Source organism: Bacteroides sp. D22 (assembly GCF_000163675.1).
Taxonomy (GTDB): Bacteria; Bacteroidota; Bacteroidia; order Bacteroidales; family Bacteroidaceae; genus Bacteroides; species Bacteroides xylanisolvens.
The window spans coordinates 40,733-54,030 of record NZ_GG774809.1 but is presented as its reverse complement, the minus strand read 5'-3'; the positions used below and the strand labels follow the sequence as shown (position 1 = coordinate 54,030).

At 31.9% G+C, this 13,298-nt stretch carries 15 protein-coding genes and 1 pseudogene; 4 read left to right on the top strand and 12 right to left on the bottom strand.

Going from position 1 to position 13,298, the window contains the following annotated elements; genetic code table 11:
* Positions 1-271: 271 nt before the first annotated feature.
* A pseudogene (locus HMPREF0106_RS10245) lies at positions 272-769 on the bottom strand (aminotransferase class I/II-fold pyridoxal phosphate-dependent enzyme); the annotation flags it as partial.
* A 168-nt stretch (positions 770-937) separates the two neighbouring features.
* Between HMPREF0106_RS10245 and HMPREF0106_RS10250 the strand changes: the two are divergent.
* The 4 genes from HMPREF0106_RS10250 to HMPREF0106_RS10265 all read left to right on the top strand — a co-directional run bounded on the left by HMPREF0106_RS10250 (position 938) and on the right by HMPREF0106_RS10265 (position 5,631).
* Entirely contained in the window at positions 938-1,936 is a 999-nt protein-coding gene (locus HMPREF0106_RS10250) for a hypothetical protein (protein ID WP_004295351.1), read from the top strand.
* A 211-nt stretch (positions 1,937-2,147) separates the two neighbouring features.
* The gene (locus HMPREF0106_RS10255) at positions 2,148-3,470 is read left to right on the top strand and encodes a hypothetical protein (protein WP_005647361.1); all 1,323 of its coding nucleotides are present in this window, start codon (positions 2,148-2,150) and stop codon (positions 3,468-3,470) included.
* 9 nt (positions 3,471-3,479) lie between these two features.
* Positions 3,480-5,159 carry an MAC/perforin domain-containing protein gene (locus HMPREF0106_RS10260; RefSeq protein WP_007559167.1) on the top strand — a complete coding sequence of 560 codons (1,680 nt, stop codon included), beginning with the start codon at positions 3,480-3,482 and terminating at the stop codon, positions 5,157-5,159.
* 76 nt (positions 5,160-5,235) lie between these two features.
* Complete coding sequence (locus HMPREF0106_RS10265) at positions 5,236-5,631, top strand: hypothetical protein (protein ID WP_004295347.1); 396 nt, start codon at positions 5,236-5,238, stop codon at positions 5,629-5,631.
* A gap of 434 nt (positions 5,632-6,065) precedes the next feature.
* Here the strand turns inward: HMPREF0106_RS10265 and HMPREF0106_RS10270 are convergent, their stop codons facing one another.
* From HMPREF0106_RS10270 to HMPREF0106_RS10320, 11 genes are all read right to left on the bottom strand, one after another.
* Positions 6,066-6,452 carry a helix-turn-helix domain-containing protein gene (locus tag HMPREF0106_RS10270; protein WP_007559164.1) on the bottom strand — a complete coding sequence of 129 codons (387 nt, stop codon included), beginning with the start codon at positions 6,450-6,452 and terminating at the stop codon, positions 6,066-6,068.
* Positions 6,445-8,400 (bottom strand): type IV secretory system conjugative DNA transfer family protein, encoded by a 1,956-nt coding sequence (locus HMPREF0106_RS10275; RefSeq protein ID WP_004295345.1) that lies wholly within the window; start codon positions 8,398-8,400, stop codon positions 6,445-6,447. The genes HMPREF0106_RS10270 and HMPREF0106_RS10275 overlap by 8 nt, the downstream gene beginning before the upstream one ends.
* Before the next feature lie 3 nt (positions 8,401-8,403).
* Positions 8,404-8,628, bottom strand: a complete 225-nt coding sequence (locus tag HMPREF0106_RS10280; protein WP_004295344.1) for a hypothetical protein — start codon at positions 8,626-8,628, stop codon at positions 8,404-8,406.
* Positions 8,629-8,802: 174 nt separating this feature from the next.
* Complete coding sequence (locus tag HMPREF0106_RS10285; protein ID WP_007559162.1) at positions 8,803-9,246, bottom strand: hypothetical protein; 444 nt, start codon at positions 9,244-9,246, stop codon at positions 8,803-8,805.
* A gap of 10 nt (positions 9,247-9,256) precedes the next feature.
* Complete coding sequence (locus tag HMPREF0106_RS10290; protein WP_004295341.1) at positions 9,257-9,529, bottom strand: hypothetical protein; 273 nt, start codon at positions 9,527-9,529, stop codon at positions 9,257-9,259.
* A complete protein-coding gene (locus tag HMPREF0106_RS10295) occupies positions 9,520-9,798 on the bottom strand; it encodes an HU family DNA-binding protein (RefSeq protein WP_004295340.1) in 279 nt (92 codons plus the stop codon). Before HMPREF0106_RS10295 ends, HMPREF0106_RS10290 begins: the two co-directional genes overlap by 10 nt.
* Positions 9,799-9,809: 11 nt before the next feature.
* Positions 9,810-10,163 carry a hypothetical protein gene (locus tag HMPREF0106_RS10300; RefSeq protein WP_004295339.1) on the bottom strand — a complete coding sequence of 118 codons (354 nt, stop codon included), beginning with the start codon at positions 10,161-10,163 and terminating at the stop codon, positions 9,810-9,812.
* A complete protein-coding gene (locus HMPREF0106_RS10305; RefSeq protein ID WP_007559158.1) occupies positions 10,160-10,996 on the bottom strand; it encodes a topoisomerase C-terminal repeat-containing protein in 837 nt (278 codons plus the stop codon). The genes HMPREF0106_RS10300 and HMPREF0106_RS10305 overlap by 4 nt, the downstream gene beginning before the upstream one ends.
* Positions 10,997-11,704, bottom strand: coding sequence for a hypothetical protein (locus HMPREF0106_RS10310; protein WP_007559156.1), 708 nt, complete (start codon positions 11,702-11,704; stop codon positions 10,997-10,999).
* On the bottom strand, positions 11,685-12,188 hold the full coding sequence (locus HMPREF0106_RS10315) for a PH domain-containing protein (RefSeq protein WP_005647342.1): 504 nt from the start codon (positions 12,186-12,188) through the stop codon (positions 11,685-11,687). The genes HMPREF0106_RS10310 and HMPREF0106_RS10315 overlap by 20 nt, the downstream gene beginning before the upstream one ends.
* Positions 12,185-13,294 (bottom strand): toprim domain-containing protein, encoded by a 1,110-nt coding sequence (locus HMPREF0106_RS10320; protein WP_007559154.1) that lies wholly within the window; start codon positions 13,292-13,294, stop codon positions 12,185-12,187. Before HMPREF0106_RS10320 ends, HMPREF0106_RS10315 begins: the two co-directional genes overlap by 4 nt.
* Positions 13,295-13,298 lie beyond the last annotated feature (4 nt).

Sequence of the window (13,298 nt, the reverse complement as noted above, 5' to 3'; positions counted from 1 at the left end):
GTACCAGCCAAGTGGATCAGGACATCAAGGCGGTATGTGCTGAACATCTATACCTGTAATAATGCTTACGCAGATGTTTTCCAGACTGATTTTGGATAATGCCTACAACTTATGGGAATGATATTGTGTATTGCCTCAAGTCACATTGTGGGGTAAGGGGATATTGTAGGCAGAAGTGGGTGCTTCAAGTTCAAATTATCTGCAAATTCAGTAATGAGAGGACGTGTAAACGCAATAAGGACGTTCAAGGGCTTAGTTGCGGATTTGAGGTTATATTTGTTCCTTTTAGTCCAGCCATTGCGCTTGTGTGGATATAAGGGTCTATCAATGCAATATCATTTTGACCCAATAAGGCTCTTAGTATTCCGGCATTTGCTCCAAATCCGGAAGAAAATAAAATAGCTTCTTCTTGTCCTACAAAAGAAGCTATTTCTTTCTCTAGCTGTTGGTGTATGTCGAGATAACCACCTATTACTTGTGCAGCGCAAGCACCTGTTCCATATTTTTTTATAGCATCTATACCTGCTTGTTTAGTTTCTTCTCTTTGTGACATACCTAAATAATCATTAGAAATAAATGCAATAACAGGTTCGTTGAAGCCTTCAATTGCCATTGTTGAACCGATACCTGTATGTGAAGTTATCCAATAGCTTTTACATCCGAAATCATTTAGTTGCTCAATGTACTGCTGGAAATCATTTGCTCTCTCAATAGCATTTTTCCCATAGGATAGTTCAAAGTCTTTTAATGAATGATAAGTTTTTTCCATATTAGTATAATTTAGATTGTATATTGCAAAAATAGCAAATATATTATGTTTTTAAGCATTAACAGTGGAAAAAACAATATAATTCTTATATTATATACAATTTGTATTGTATATTTGCGATATGCAAATGCATTTGCTGAATAATTACTAACTTAAAAATATCGTTTTATGAGAAAACAAATTTTAATTTTATTAGGTTTCTCTTTTAGTCTTATTGCTTGTCAGCAAAACGAAGAGATTGGTTCTGTGGAGGATAATGCCAATCCAAACGAACTTACTACTAGAGCTGCTTCTATGAGAAGGGTTCCTACACAAGCGGAAAAGGATAATCTTAAAAAGGATTTCCCAAATTTAGATGTAAATAATATTTCTGTAACAGGAGAAGCAACAGGTACATATAATTGTATTGCTTATTCTATGGGGATAACTAACAAATGGATTGACCCAGAATCTTTTTACAATGATTTTATAGAACAGTATAAAAATGCTAAAACTTTATATGGTTCGTCTTGTAATTATGAACAGACTAGTACAGAAGGTAGCAATGCTACTGTTGATGGTTGGGGAACAAGTAGTATAGATATGACTCATGGAAGTGTTGTATATAGTAGCGGTACTTGGGAGTCAAAACTTGGGCGTTATTTGCGTATTACCCATAAAAGGAGTGAGCTATCTGGCACTTTGTATGGTAGAATTTTGGTTTCTTTTATCGAGAGTAGAACAAAGACTGATATGTCGGAGATAAAGGAACTTGCAAAACAGATAGCACAAGAAGATATTGAACTTTCTGATGCAGAAAAACAAGCTGTCATTGATAAAGCTGCAAATATTAATTGTGAGGTAAAGACTAAGTTTAACGATTTGTTTAATTCATGGAACGAAGAAATTTCAATAAATCCACAAACTAAATATAGTTCAAGTACTCTCGCTTATACAACATTACCACAGTTTAAAGAAATGCAAGCGATGGGTAAAAATATTATTCCGTTAATAATGGAAAAACTTTTAGATGAAGATAATTTCTTTTTGCTTCCTCTATATGATGCTATACAGACTGATTCTCAATTAAAAATAAGCTATAAGAAAGGTGATGCAAAGATTCTAGAAGGAGAACAGAATAAGGCTAAAAGAACAGTTCGTCTTTGGCTAAGTCTTTCGGGAAATTAAGTAAAATATAACTGACTTTTTGGGATAAATAGCTCTTAACGTAATATGCTGTAAGAGCTATTTATATATTTACCTAAAAGTTTTTGGCATCATGGATTTGTTTTCTCTTCGTCCTTTTGTATATGTGGCGTATTCGCGTGCGTCAGAAAGTAAATCTACGTGAACTCTATTGTGTATTTGTTTCTAAGGACATAATTTTAAAACTATATTTATGAAAAAAAAATTCTATTCTTTTTGGGGCGTAAGTCAATTATTGGTAGGAGCAATGACTATTGGTCTTGTCTCTTGTGAAAAAAGTTCTGAACTTTTATATGATTTTTCGGAAACATCAGAAAGTTCAATCCAGTCAAGAGCTATCTCTGTTGCTGACTCTGTGAGTCTGTTTTCTAATATAGATGAGTTTAAAAAAAAGCCAGAAACGAAATCTTATTCTTATTATCCTGAGACAGATGAATTTTATTCATCAAATATGTATGCTGTTAGAGAGCTTCCTTTTGCGTTGAAAGTCAGAGGAGGTGGAGTGGTTGGACAGCCTTATCTTTCTACTCAAGGAATGAGAAAAGAATTGATACTTTCAGCTTATAGTTCTTCAAAATTCTATTTAAAGATTTTGCCACCTAGTAGTGGAATACCATATTTGATTTATTCAAAGTCTTATAATAAGCCATTGGTTTGTGGTCAATATAACAATGACCCAAACAATAAACTTGTTTTTGTTTGGGACTCGGAAGATATAAGTTCTGGAAGTTGGGACCTTATACCATCAACATATAAAGGATATTTTAATATTGAAAATCAGACATATTTAGGAACGGCAGACCCCAATAATCCTTGGAGTGTGTTTAATTATTCTATAGAAGTAAAGAGTAATGGGCAGGTAGGGTATGCAAAATATAATAAGCAACCACAGCAAGAGTTTCTATTAGAGTTTCAGGATAAATTTAAAGTAAAAGAAATAGCATTTGAACCTAAAGCTGTAGTGACGGAATTAGACCCTGTTGTTGTGTATTCAAATGGTCAGACAGGAGCAGTTGCTGGACCATCAAATATTACAATTTATGCAAAAAAAGATGTAAAAGATACTTCTTGTTATACAGAAAAAGGAGCTTTGAAAATTCCAATGGCAAATGAAGAACAAATGTTTTTACGTCCTGCAATAATAGCCGGGCAATTTATTGCCCCTGGCAATTTTAGTAGTGGGGAAATGCCTGATTCAACAATATTTTTGCCTAGAGCTCCTTATACTTCCACAACGTATGAGATACCTAAAACATTATCGGTGACTATTCCGGTAGAAGTTGATGAGCCATCTTTAATTAAAGTAACGACTTATTTAAAGAAATATAGTGTAAAGGCTGACTATACTATTACTATGACTTATCGTAATGGAAATGAGGCTAATGATAGAGAAGTTAAATTTAAAGGTTCTTGGTATGGAATAATAAATACTACATCAAAGGCAAAACCAGACGAAATAGTAACAATTCCTTTAGAAGAATATATGAAAAGTTTATCTAATAATAATCTGCAATAAGAAAAGATTATGAAATCAATATTATATATAATAATTTTATCTGTTATAGCTCCATTGTTTATAGCTTGTTCAGAGGATTTGAACTTATGCGCACAGCAAAATACAGTGGTTGAAACTGATTATTCATGTGATGATGTGATTCTTCAAGAACGTAATCCATCTCTTCCAGATGTTATTACAGGACAACCTTCTTTTGATGAAGAGTTGACAAGAAGTGGTGAGATGATTGGGGGAACTGATAAATATCTAGGTTATGGTTATAAATTGCTTAAGGGGAATTATATACCAAGTGATTTTGATAACTTTACGCATTCCATACTTGATATTGAATCTCTAAAAGAATATGATGAATCATATATTGATGAAAATTATCCTAACTGGAACGACCAGTCATCGTTTGCTTATTATGATTTTAATAATTATACGCATTTTTCATCAATAAGTAAAACTGTGAAAAGTGGATTTTCTTTAAATCTAGGATTTTTTTCTATAGGGAAAAAGAAAACGACAACCGAAACATTTAGAACTTTTATTAATGAATCAAAAGAACAAGCTTATGGGGAAATGAATATATTGTTTGCTCATGGCAAATTTACCTTGTTAAGTTCCAATGGTTCTAATAAAGTGTTTGCAAGGCAGTTTTTAAGAAGGTCTTTTATTAATAATTTATATACCTCTCCTATATCATCTATCATTGATTCATATGGAGATTTTGTTGTTGTTGGTTATTATACAGGTGGAAGAGCTTTTGCGCAATATATGGGTAATGCGGATTCAAATACGAATGTTGAACAGAAAACTAAATCCTTAGAGAAAAATATTAATGCTTCACTTGTATATAAAGGTGATTCACTTAATGGGTCGTTCGGATTTAATGGAAAGGATGGTACTTTTGATTCTACAGTTTACAAAAGACAAGATATATTTATACGTGTAAAAACATTGGGTGGTATTCAAGATGAAACAGGTGTAGTGAATACTACAATGGCACTTAAAGACATAAATATAAACTTGCAATCTTGGAGAAAATCATTAAATGATTCAAAAAATCATACAGTGATTGATTTAATAGAAGAAGGATTATATCCAATGTCGGATTTTGTACTGGAAAGAAACTTTCAAAGACGTTTTGATGATACTTCTAAGGAAATTCTTCTTCCTGTTACAAGACTTTATACTCCGTCTATTACGATTGCAAGAGTATTGACAAAGACATCTGCTTCGGGAGAAAGTTTATATGATGTAGCTGCTGTGTTAACAACAAGACAGGGTGACCAAATAGTATTGAGTAAAAGTAATGCTACGGATGCGGAATTAAGGCAAAATGAAGATGATAATGTTTTTATCAAAAAAGCCCAAATTATATCGGCAGAAATATCAAGGTATTTCAGCTCTGATATTCAGATAAGTTATAATACTAGAAAGCGTATTAATCCTCAAATGCGTTCTCCGCTATGTATGGTTTTGGAGAACTTCAATGAAAAAGGTTTCTGTAAGTACTATCATGAGGCAACTAATATGGAATATTTATACGACCCAACTACCAAACTCTGTTTTTCATTTTTTGCAGATGAAAGAGATGAGAGTTTGCTGGAAGTATATGGTCTTAGTTCATGGGCTTCTAATTTAGTAGAAAAACAGATTTCAATAGCAACATTAGCAAATCTATACACAATTATAGGATTGTAATTTTGAAGTCTGGTATTTATATTAATATAATCTATTTTAATACATGGTACATTATTTTAAACAATCTTGCTTATTAATGCTTTGGGCATTATTTTTAGTAAACATAAGTTTTACAAGTTGTGATGATAAAAATCCAGAGGTACAAATAGGAGAACTTACTCCCCAAAAACTATATCAAACCTCATGGCGTGGTACAGGTCGTTGTGATGCTTGGGTAGTTCCCAATATGGGAGTAGGTATGCAATTTATAGATACTCAATCGGGGAAAGTAAATTGGGAAAGTTACGATGAAATTGATATTACTTACAAAATAGAAGGAAAATATATCATATTTAATAGCAATGCTTTATATTTAGGTGGTGCTCCTTGGGTTATTAAAAGCTATACCCAAAAACATATAACTCTTATACAAAATGAAGCAAGTCCAGATAAAGAGAAAGTAGCTATAATAGAATTAGATAGGATAGATTGATTTCGATTGTATTGTTAAAAGGTATGTATTTGGATGCTCTCTTTTCATATTATAAGTATTTGTTATTATACTGGTATCATTTTTATGAAATGGACATAGGGAAAAGAAGATTCTCGTGTTGCTCTTTCTGGGTTTCGGGGAGTGAAGGATATTAATCACATATTCATATTATTTATATATAATATGGCATTTTGTCCTTCTTCTTTTTCCCTATAGTTTTATGGTATCAATTCTTTGTGTCCGGCTTCCAGCAGCTTTTTGTATTTGGTATCAAAAAGGAGTTCTTCAGGGTGTACCAGGGACGATAATTCGGTATCATTTCATCATGCTATATACGCCCATCAGTGCCAGAACTCCAAAAGAATAGGTATCACAAATTCTTTAAAGTAATATTGGAAAATAAAAGAGAGTATTTTGTACTCTCTTTTATTTTATTAGGGCTGTAATAAATTGATGGCTTTTTGAAGATTAGCTTCTAGCTCTTTTTTAGCGTTTGACATAGCATCCTCATAGTTTTTTTCTGATTGTCTTATAATTTCTATTATAACAGAATTATAATTGGCTTTTTGCGCTTCATCTTCTTCTGTATTAGAAATCAGATAAAACTTTTCACTAAATATTAAATCTATAAAAACATAGTTAGAATAAAAATTCAGCACTTGAAATAAAAGTTTTAGGCTGCCCCCTTTTCCTAGTTCAAGATTTGAAATCGCATTTTGTTTACAGTTCAGCTGTTCTGCTAATTGAGCTTGGGAATATCCTATATGCTCTCGGATTTGCTTTAACCTTGTGCCTAAAATTGGTAATGTAATGTTATACATATTGTTCTATTACTGTTTCTACTTCGTCGTATATTCTCTTAAAGTTTTTTTGCAGTAATTTCTCTCTATTATCTGCTGTCCCAAAGTTATATACTTTTGGCAGTTCTTTGTAGGCTTCTTCTTCTTTCTTAATTTTTTTTAAATCTAAATTGGTTTTGCAATGGTACATCGCTGTTGGAAAATTATCTTCTTGTCCAAAATCTAATGCAACTTGCCCTACTAATGTACCAGCTTGTAATGAAGATATTTTGGATGCCGGGATAACAAAATCCATTTGTTCATTCATATTAATTGTTGTTTCGTTTCTTCTGATAGTAACACCTTCTTTTACTTGCTTAACTTTTCCAAATAGTTTTTGTAGCCAATCTAAAGTTTCAGGAGCTTTAGCTTGCCCGGATAAAGTGTTACCTATAATAGAAGTTATAGTTTTTGCGGTAGCTTTGCCGTATTGTTCTTCTAATTGCGGTAGTTCCTGTAATCCCAAACAAATTGAAACCTTATTGCTACGTGCAGTAGAAAGTAGTGTTGCAAGTTGATAAAAATATAATGTGGGACATTCATCTACTATGATTGAAGTAGGGTAGTTACCTTTTGTATTGACAAGTCTAGTTAATCGGTTAATGATAAGTGCATTTAAAGCACTATTCATGCTTTGTGTTTTAGGGTTATTTGCAATGATAAGATAACTAGGGTCTTTTTTATCTGATACTTTTAAATTGAAATCATTGCCACTAAATACCCAAAAAGATTCTTTAGTAGCCAGTCTTGATAACTGTACTTTTAGACTTGCCATCTGTCCTTCTAATTGGTCCACTGCTCCTGATTTATATGCAGCTTCAAATGGGGAAACTAGTGATTTTAATTCAGGTTCGGAAAAGAGGACTTTAAAAAGTACGTCATATTCTTGATTAAGGAAAGCCAGTACATGCGGTAAATCTGAATATTTGCCATTCTCGTATCTAGACCAAAAATAAATAGAAGCTGCTAACAAGTTTACTGCTGATGTTTTAAAAAAATCGCTATTACCTCCACTTCCTTTGTCGCCTTTTTGTAAACTCTCATATAATGCTTCTGCCGTTTCTGTTGCATCTGCTAGGATTTCTATATATTCTCGTTTCAATGGGTTTATTCTTCTACTATATTCAATATCAGAAAAATTAATGACATTGAACTTGAAATTACTTGGTATTTTTCCTAATTGCTTGTTCTTTTGATAATTATAATATGCAATTTTGGCAAGTTCAGGAAATTTGAAGTCGTAAACAACTTCTGCAAATCCTTTAGCTGAATGTTGTCTTATAAAAGAATTTATAACAGAAAAAGATTTACCACTTCCAGGCGTTCCTATTACGAAAGTTCCACGAAAACAGTTACATATATTCAGCCACCCATTATGCCACTTTCTATTGTAGAAAAACTTCATCGGAATATTGACAGAGAATTCTGTTTCTACCTTGTCTTTAGATTGTTCAAAGCTTTCATTCTCTATATTAAATCTATCTTTCATAAAGTTTGATTTAATACGTTTGGAAATGTTATCTAGAGCTGAATTTATTAATGTCGCTCCAATTATTGATAGTATAATGTAAGCTATATTATACCATTCTAAACTAGTTTCTCCTTTTTCTTTAAAGAAAAGAAAGCATATACTTCCAAAGAACATTATGAATCCAAAGATTAAAGGAAAAATGATTTGTTTAGTCGGGTCTAATTCTAAATCCTTTTTTGAACGTGTTCCAATGCAAGTAACCATTATAATAAAGAATGTAAATAGTTTACTATAAAGAATATTAGAATAGATAGGAATTTTTGCCATTTTTGATAATAAGGGCATAATTTGTTCACTAAAGGGAAAATGAACAAATAGTAGAATCTCTATGCAAACAGTTATATAAATGAATGCTTGCATGAATCCATATAGTTTTTGTAATTCTTTGCTTTCTTCCATGATTTAATCGGGTATTTTAACTTTTTCAGGTTCCTCACATTGAAAAGCCTTGAAATCTTCTATAGCTAATTTCAAGTCTTCTAAAAAATTGCTATTGCAACCTTTTTCTACTGCTATCTGGTAATATGCTTCCATTGCTTGGACGGAACAAATATCTGTTCCGCATATTACAAAAGCTGGAATGTCTTCTAATAGGCACTTGTGTAATAATCTTTTTTGGTCTTTCATTTTATTAATTCAAATGAAAATACCACTCTTTTATGCAGTGAGAGTGGTATTGGTTTTTATTTTTTGGTATCATAATAATGTTCTCTTATCGTCCATGCCGGGCAGAACCCGGAAAAGTACGGTATCAAATACCTTCCCGGTTTCTCTCCAGTGCAGGCAGAAAAGGTATCAATTCTACTGGTAATTTTCCTGTCCGAATATATGTTGAACCATTGCATAATTTTCACCACTGTTAGACTTATGCAGCTTATCATCAATAAAAATTTTTACTTCGACTGTCTTAGGTAGCTGTAAATTTTCAAGGTTTTCTTCATCTTTAGGTATAGGGTAGGCAGATAGCCATAAATATGTTCCTTGTTTGGCTTCTTGCTCAAATGTGAATGGACTTTCTACAATAGTTTCTTTGGCAGCTTCTTCGGGAGCTTCGGAAGAAATATCTACTCCTACTGTATAATGTATTAGAAGTTTGAAATTTTCTGGGTCGCTTACGGTAGCTTCATAACGTACTTTTCCTGTATCTCCTGTAGGTGGAGTATCAGGGTCGTTGTTATCGTCTTTATTGCATCCAGACAACATAAGGCTTAAACCAATCATTACTAATGATAAATACTTTTTCATATTGTTTCTTTTAAATAGTTGATAATTCAATGTGTATCGTTCCATTTGCAGCATTATATGCTACTTCCTCAATATTGGTGAACCGTCTTATTGATTCTTTCCATTCTTCTGTTTGTGGATTGTGGTAATATTCTTCTTCTAATAGACTTATCAAATTATTTATTTGTTTGTCAGATAGATAAATCTTTTCTCCAACCCTTGGAACTACAGGTAATTGGATTGGTATAGAAATATTGTTCACACCATCTATAGGAATATGGATGTTTATTTCTATCATAGCCATTTCATGTTTAGTATATTTTTGGACGGCTTAAATTTAACAACTTCCTTTTCTGGAACTTCTACAGGTTCTCCAGTTGCCGGATTTCTAGCTATCCGAGCTGGCTGAATAATCTTTTTGAAAGTACCAAAATCTTTTATAGAAACATCTTTTTCTCTTAGATTTTGAGATAATTCTTTGAAAAAACTATCAATTATTTCTGCTACTTCTTTTGTTGGTTTATTTGCCTTTTCAGCAACCATTTTGATTAAATCAGTCTTATTCATTTGCATATCAATAATATTTAATTACTTAAATCACTTAAACAAATTTCAGGAATAATTTGGGTATAGTCTTCTGTATCTGGTCTATAATGTATTGATTCAACTATATTGACCTCACAGATAACATCATATACCCATGCTTTAAAATTCCCTTCTAAATCATCTTCACCATCATTGAATTTATTAAAATCACTTTTAGCTTCATCTGTTAGATATTCTAATAAATTTTGATAGGTAAATTCATTCTGAAACATTATAATGTGAGGTGAAATTTCTTCGCCTATCCTTGGAAGATGCGGAAAATTCCAATCACCCTTTACCTTCATTCCTCTCTCTTTAAAAAAATGGCTATAAATTATAAATTCTATTTTCATATTAGTTTTATTTTAAAATCATCGTTCAGTACAAGCTTTCTTTCCATCGGTTGCCCGTTTTTATCATGAAATCCAGTTAACACAGGTGTTTCTTTTTTCTCGCAAAGTTCTATTGCTTCTTCGGGAGTTATAGAACGTCCTGACATTTCACGCCAAATGACAAAATCACATTTTATGGCTTCATTTCTATAGTTGGAACAATTATAGGCTTTTTTGTTTATATATAAGTTTCCTCCACACTTAGGACACTTACACAATGTATTGTCAAAAGAAATATCTAAGTTCTCTGTTAGAACCAGCCGTGAAGAAAAATCATTTCCTTCTCTTGATTTAAATCCAGTCATAAACGGTGTTTTTTTTCCTCTGGCAAGTATTTCTGCTGCTTCCAATGGTATTTCTCTTTGTGCAATAGTTTTGGGTATATAGAGGTTACAAACTCTGTTGTTGTCCTTGTCCTTTTGTGAATACCCTTTACAAGCATATCCATTTAGTAAAATTTCAATTTCTCTACCACACACAGGACACGGAGTTTCTAATACTTCATTTACGAAAGAAGGAATAACGATTCCATTTTCGATAGTCAGATATGCAGAAAAAGGAACTCCTTTTTTATTATGGAAGTCATGAAATATATCTGTTTTCCCTGTTGTTATTAATTGCCTGGCTATTTCTTCTGTAATCTCTTTTCCCCAATATGAATGATAAATATTAAATGTACATTTGTCATTCATGTTTTTGAAGTAATTACAGGAATATCCTAAACTGCCTTTCATTATGTGTCCTTTCTGGCAAATAGGGCATAAGCCTAAATCTTTGATTGTATCATTATCCATTTAATATCCTCCTTTACTAATCCATTTAATACCGTTTAAAATATTATCTACTTTTTGTTTCCCACTATTTACATATTTAAATTGTCCGGGTACAAGTGTTTTTAGTACTCCAGCCCTTTTAGCGGATTTCATTTGTCGGCATACAGCGTATGCAAGTCCTCGCATTCGTCTAAGTTCATTGACCACATGAATACATAAATCTATCCTTTGCTTATTATCCATAAGATTTTTTTCACCGCCTTGCAATGCTATATTGTTTATGTATATCATTAAATCTACACTTCGACTGATAAGCTCATACTCTGTTTTTGCAATTATGGTTAATAATTTAGGGTCTCCAACTGCATATTTAGCTGCTTCGGATTGGTATTTAGCTATGTCTCTAGCTAAGGTTGAAGCATAAATAATATCTTTTCCATTTTTCACAACTGCATTAACTGTAGAAAGATAGTTGTATGTCTTCTCCTGTAAGGATTGAATTTGATTCATTTTTTGTTGGATTAAAATTTGAAAGTTGCGGATTTTTGTTTCCTCACTTTGTATGTCTTTCAATACACCTTGTTGCTCCTGATGGGAATAAACCAATGTTCCAATCATTACCGGGTCAATGACAATAGATTGTGCTAGTCCTTTTATGTTGCCTAACAGTAACATTAGGGAAAAAAATAAAAGCACTCTTTTCATATCATTATCTGTTTGTAAATTCATATATTCCTTTTTTCTTTTTTTGTTCTTCTACTCTATTTCTGATGGTTTGAATTATATCACTATTAGCTTTAAGACCATTCATCAGTAGTTCTGGTGTTGATTTATCGCCAGAATAAATGTAGATATTGGTGTTGTTTATTAAAGACTGGATAAAACTTTGCTTTTCTTCATAATCATATACACGATATAATTCTATGTAGTTAATCCTTTTTGAAAGCACTCCTTGATATATTTTTATTTGCTCTCTAGTTATAATCCATTTTGTACAAAGTAACATTGAAATATATCTGTAGAAAATTATAAATATCAACAATACTAATATCGTTCCACTGATAAATTTTAATAATTCATGTTCTCTTATATATTTACTAAAAATGAATACGAAAATCGCTAATGTGATTAAAAGGAAATTCTTCATTAACCAATATCGGAATTTAGGCTTTAATATAATATCATCAGAAGCTATGTTTGTTCCATCATTCATAACTTAATACTTTTTTTTTGTTCATGTTGTTTCATTAGAATTTCATTGAAATCTTTTGCTTTTTCTGCTTTATGAGAAATCATAGGAGCTATTATTTTGCTTTTTTCCCTAAAACTTTCTAGTGAAACGTCATTTTTGTTAATAGTGAATTCTCTACCCTTAGTTTTAAACAGCACATCATCTTTATTTTCTTTTATTGTCATTTCTGTATTACTAATGATTCCAGACACTTTAATGTCATACAAATTACCGTTTAAATCATTATCAAAACAGGTATGTACTTTAGCTTGTGGGTATCGCAATAAAGTGTTTTTTATTTGATTAACTGAAATGTACCCTCCTACACTACAAAAAACACTTTCTTCTAATTTGATTTTGTTAGCATTGAGCTGATAGAAGCTCATAGCATCTAAAGCGGATTCTGCAAAGTATATATGTTTTGCCATTTGGGGGTGTGGGCAAAAATCAGCAATCCAAAGCGAGTTACTTTTATCACCTCCGGCAGCCATTCCTTTGAATCCATAGTTTCTTAATTCGTAATTTGTTACTTTGTTGTCTTTATCTTTTGGATTAATATAGGGAAAACCTATATTATAATAATTGCCGTTTCCTTGTAAGTCTTTAACCCTTGTGATAAATGGTAGAAACTTTTCTACGACTTGATGATTTATATTTCTTTCATTTGTGAGAAATCTTAAATCAGCGAGTGTAGTAGGAAATTCTTTATATCTATCTCTGTCAAAAGATTTGTTTTCTGCTTTTACAACTTTGAATGCTTCATATTTAGGACTATAAGGCTCATTTGCGTAATGTCCTAAAATCATATTGATTCGCACAAATGTATTTTGATGTTGGAATTGTGGGAAGTCGTTAATATGATTTTTGATGAACTGAATTAAATCTCCACCTTTATAATTCCTATCATAGTAGTGTTCTTGTACACTATGAGGATTCTTGATGATGATTTCATCCAACTTGTTACCTGCTCCGTCTGTCAGTTTAAAAACAGGCGAAACCTTTCCTTTGCTAATGTCTTGTTTATATCCTAAATCTTCAAGTATTTGAATGATGGATATTTTAGCCTTATAATCGTCAAATGTTAGCATAATA

Coding starts and splice junctions, on each gene's coding strand:
- HMPREF0106_RS10310 (WP_007559156.1), bottom strand. CDS start 11,704: ATGAATTTACAAACAGATAATGATATGAAAAGAGTGCTTTTATTTTTT.
- HMPREF0106_RS10275 (WP_004295345.1), bottom strand. CDS start 8,400: ATGGAAGAAAGCAAAGAATTACAAAAACTATATGGATTCATGCAAGCA.
- HMPREF0106_RS10265 (WP_004295347.1), top strand. CDS start 5,236: ATGCTTTGGGCATTATTTTTAGTAAACATAAGTTTTACAAGTTGTGAT.
- HMPREF0106_RS10290 (WP_004295341.1), bottom strand. CDS start 9,529: ATGGCTATGATAGAAATAAACATCCATATTCCTATAGATGGTGTGAAC.
- HMPREF0106_RS10305 (WP_007559158.1), bottom strand. CDS start 10,996: ATGGATAATGATACAATCAAAGATTTAGGCTTATGCCCTATTTGCCAG.
- HMPREF0106_RS10250 (WP_004295351.1), top strand. CDS start 938: ATGAGAAAACAAATTTTAATTTTATTAGGTTTCTCTTTTAGTCTTATT.
- HMPREF0106_RS10320 (WP_007559154.1), bottom strand. CDS start 13,294: ATGCTAACATTTGACGATTATAAGGCTAAAATATCCATCATTCAAATA.
- HMPREF0106_RS10270 (WP_007559164.1), bottom strand. CDS start 6,452: ATGTATAACATTACATTACCAATTTTAGGCACAAGGTTAAAGCAAATC.
- HMPREF0106_RS10280 (WP_004295344.1), bottom strand. CDS start 8,628: ATGAAAGACCAAAAAAGATTATTACACAAGTGCCTATTAGAAGACATT.
- HMPREF0106_RS10295 (WP_004295340.1), bottom strand. CDS start 9,798: ATGCAAATGAATAAGACTGATTTAATCAAAATGGTTGCTGAAAAGGCA.
- HMPREF0106_RS10260 (WP_007559167.1), top strand. CDS start 3,480: ATGAAATCAATATTATATATAATAATTTTATCTGTTATAGCTCCATTG.
- HMPREF0106_RS10255 (WP_005647361.1), top strand. CDS start 2,148: ATGAAAAAAAAATTCTATTCTTTTTGGGGCGTAAGTCAATTATTGGTA.
- HMPREF0106_RS10300 (WP_004295339.1), bottom strand. CDS start 10,163: ATGAAAATAGAATTTATAATTTATAGCCATTTTTTTAAAGAGAGAGGA.
- HMPREF0106_RS10285 (WP_007559162.1), bottom strand. CDS start 9,246: ATGAAAAAGTATTTATCATTAGTAATGATTGGTTTAAGCCTTATGTTG.
- HMPREF0106_RS10315 (WP_005647342.1), bottom strand. CDS start 12,188: ATGAATGATGGAACAAACATAGCTTCTGATGATATTATATTAAAGCCT.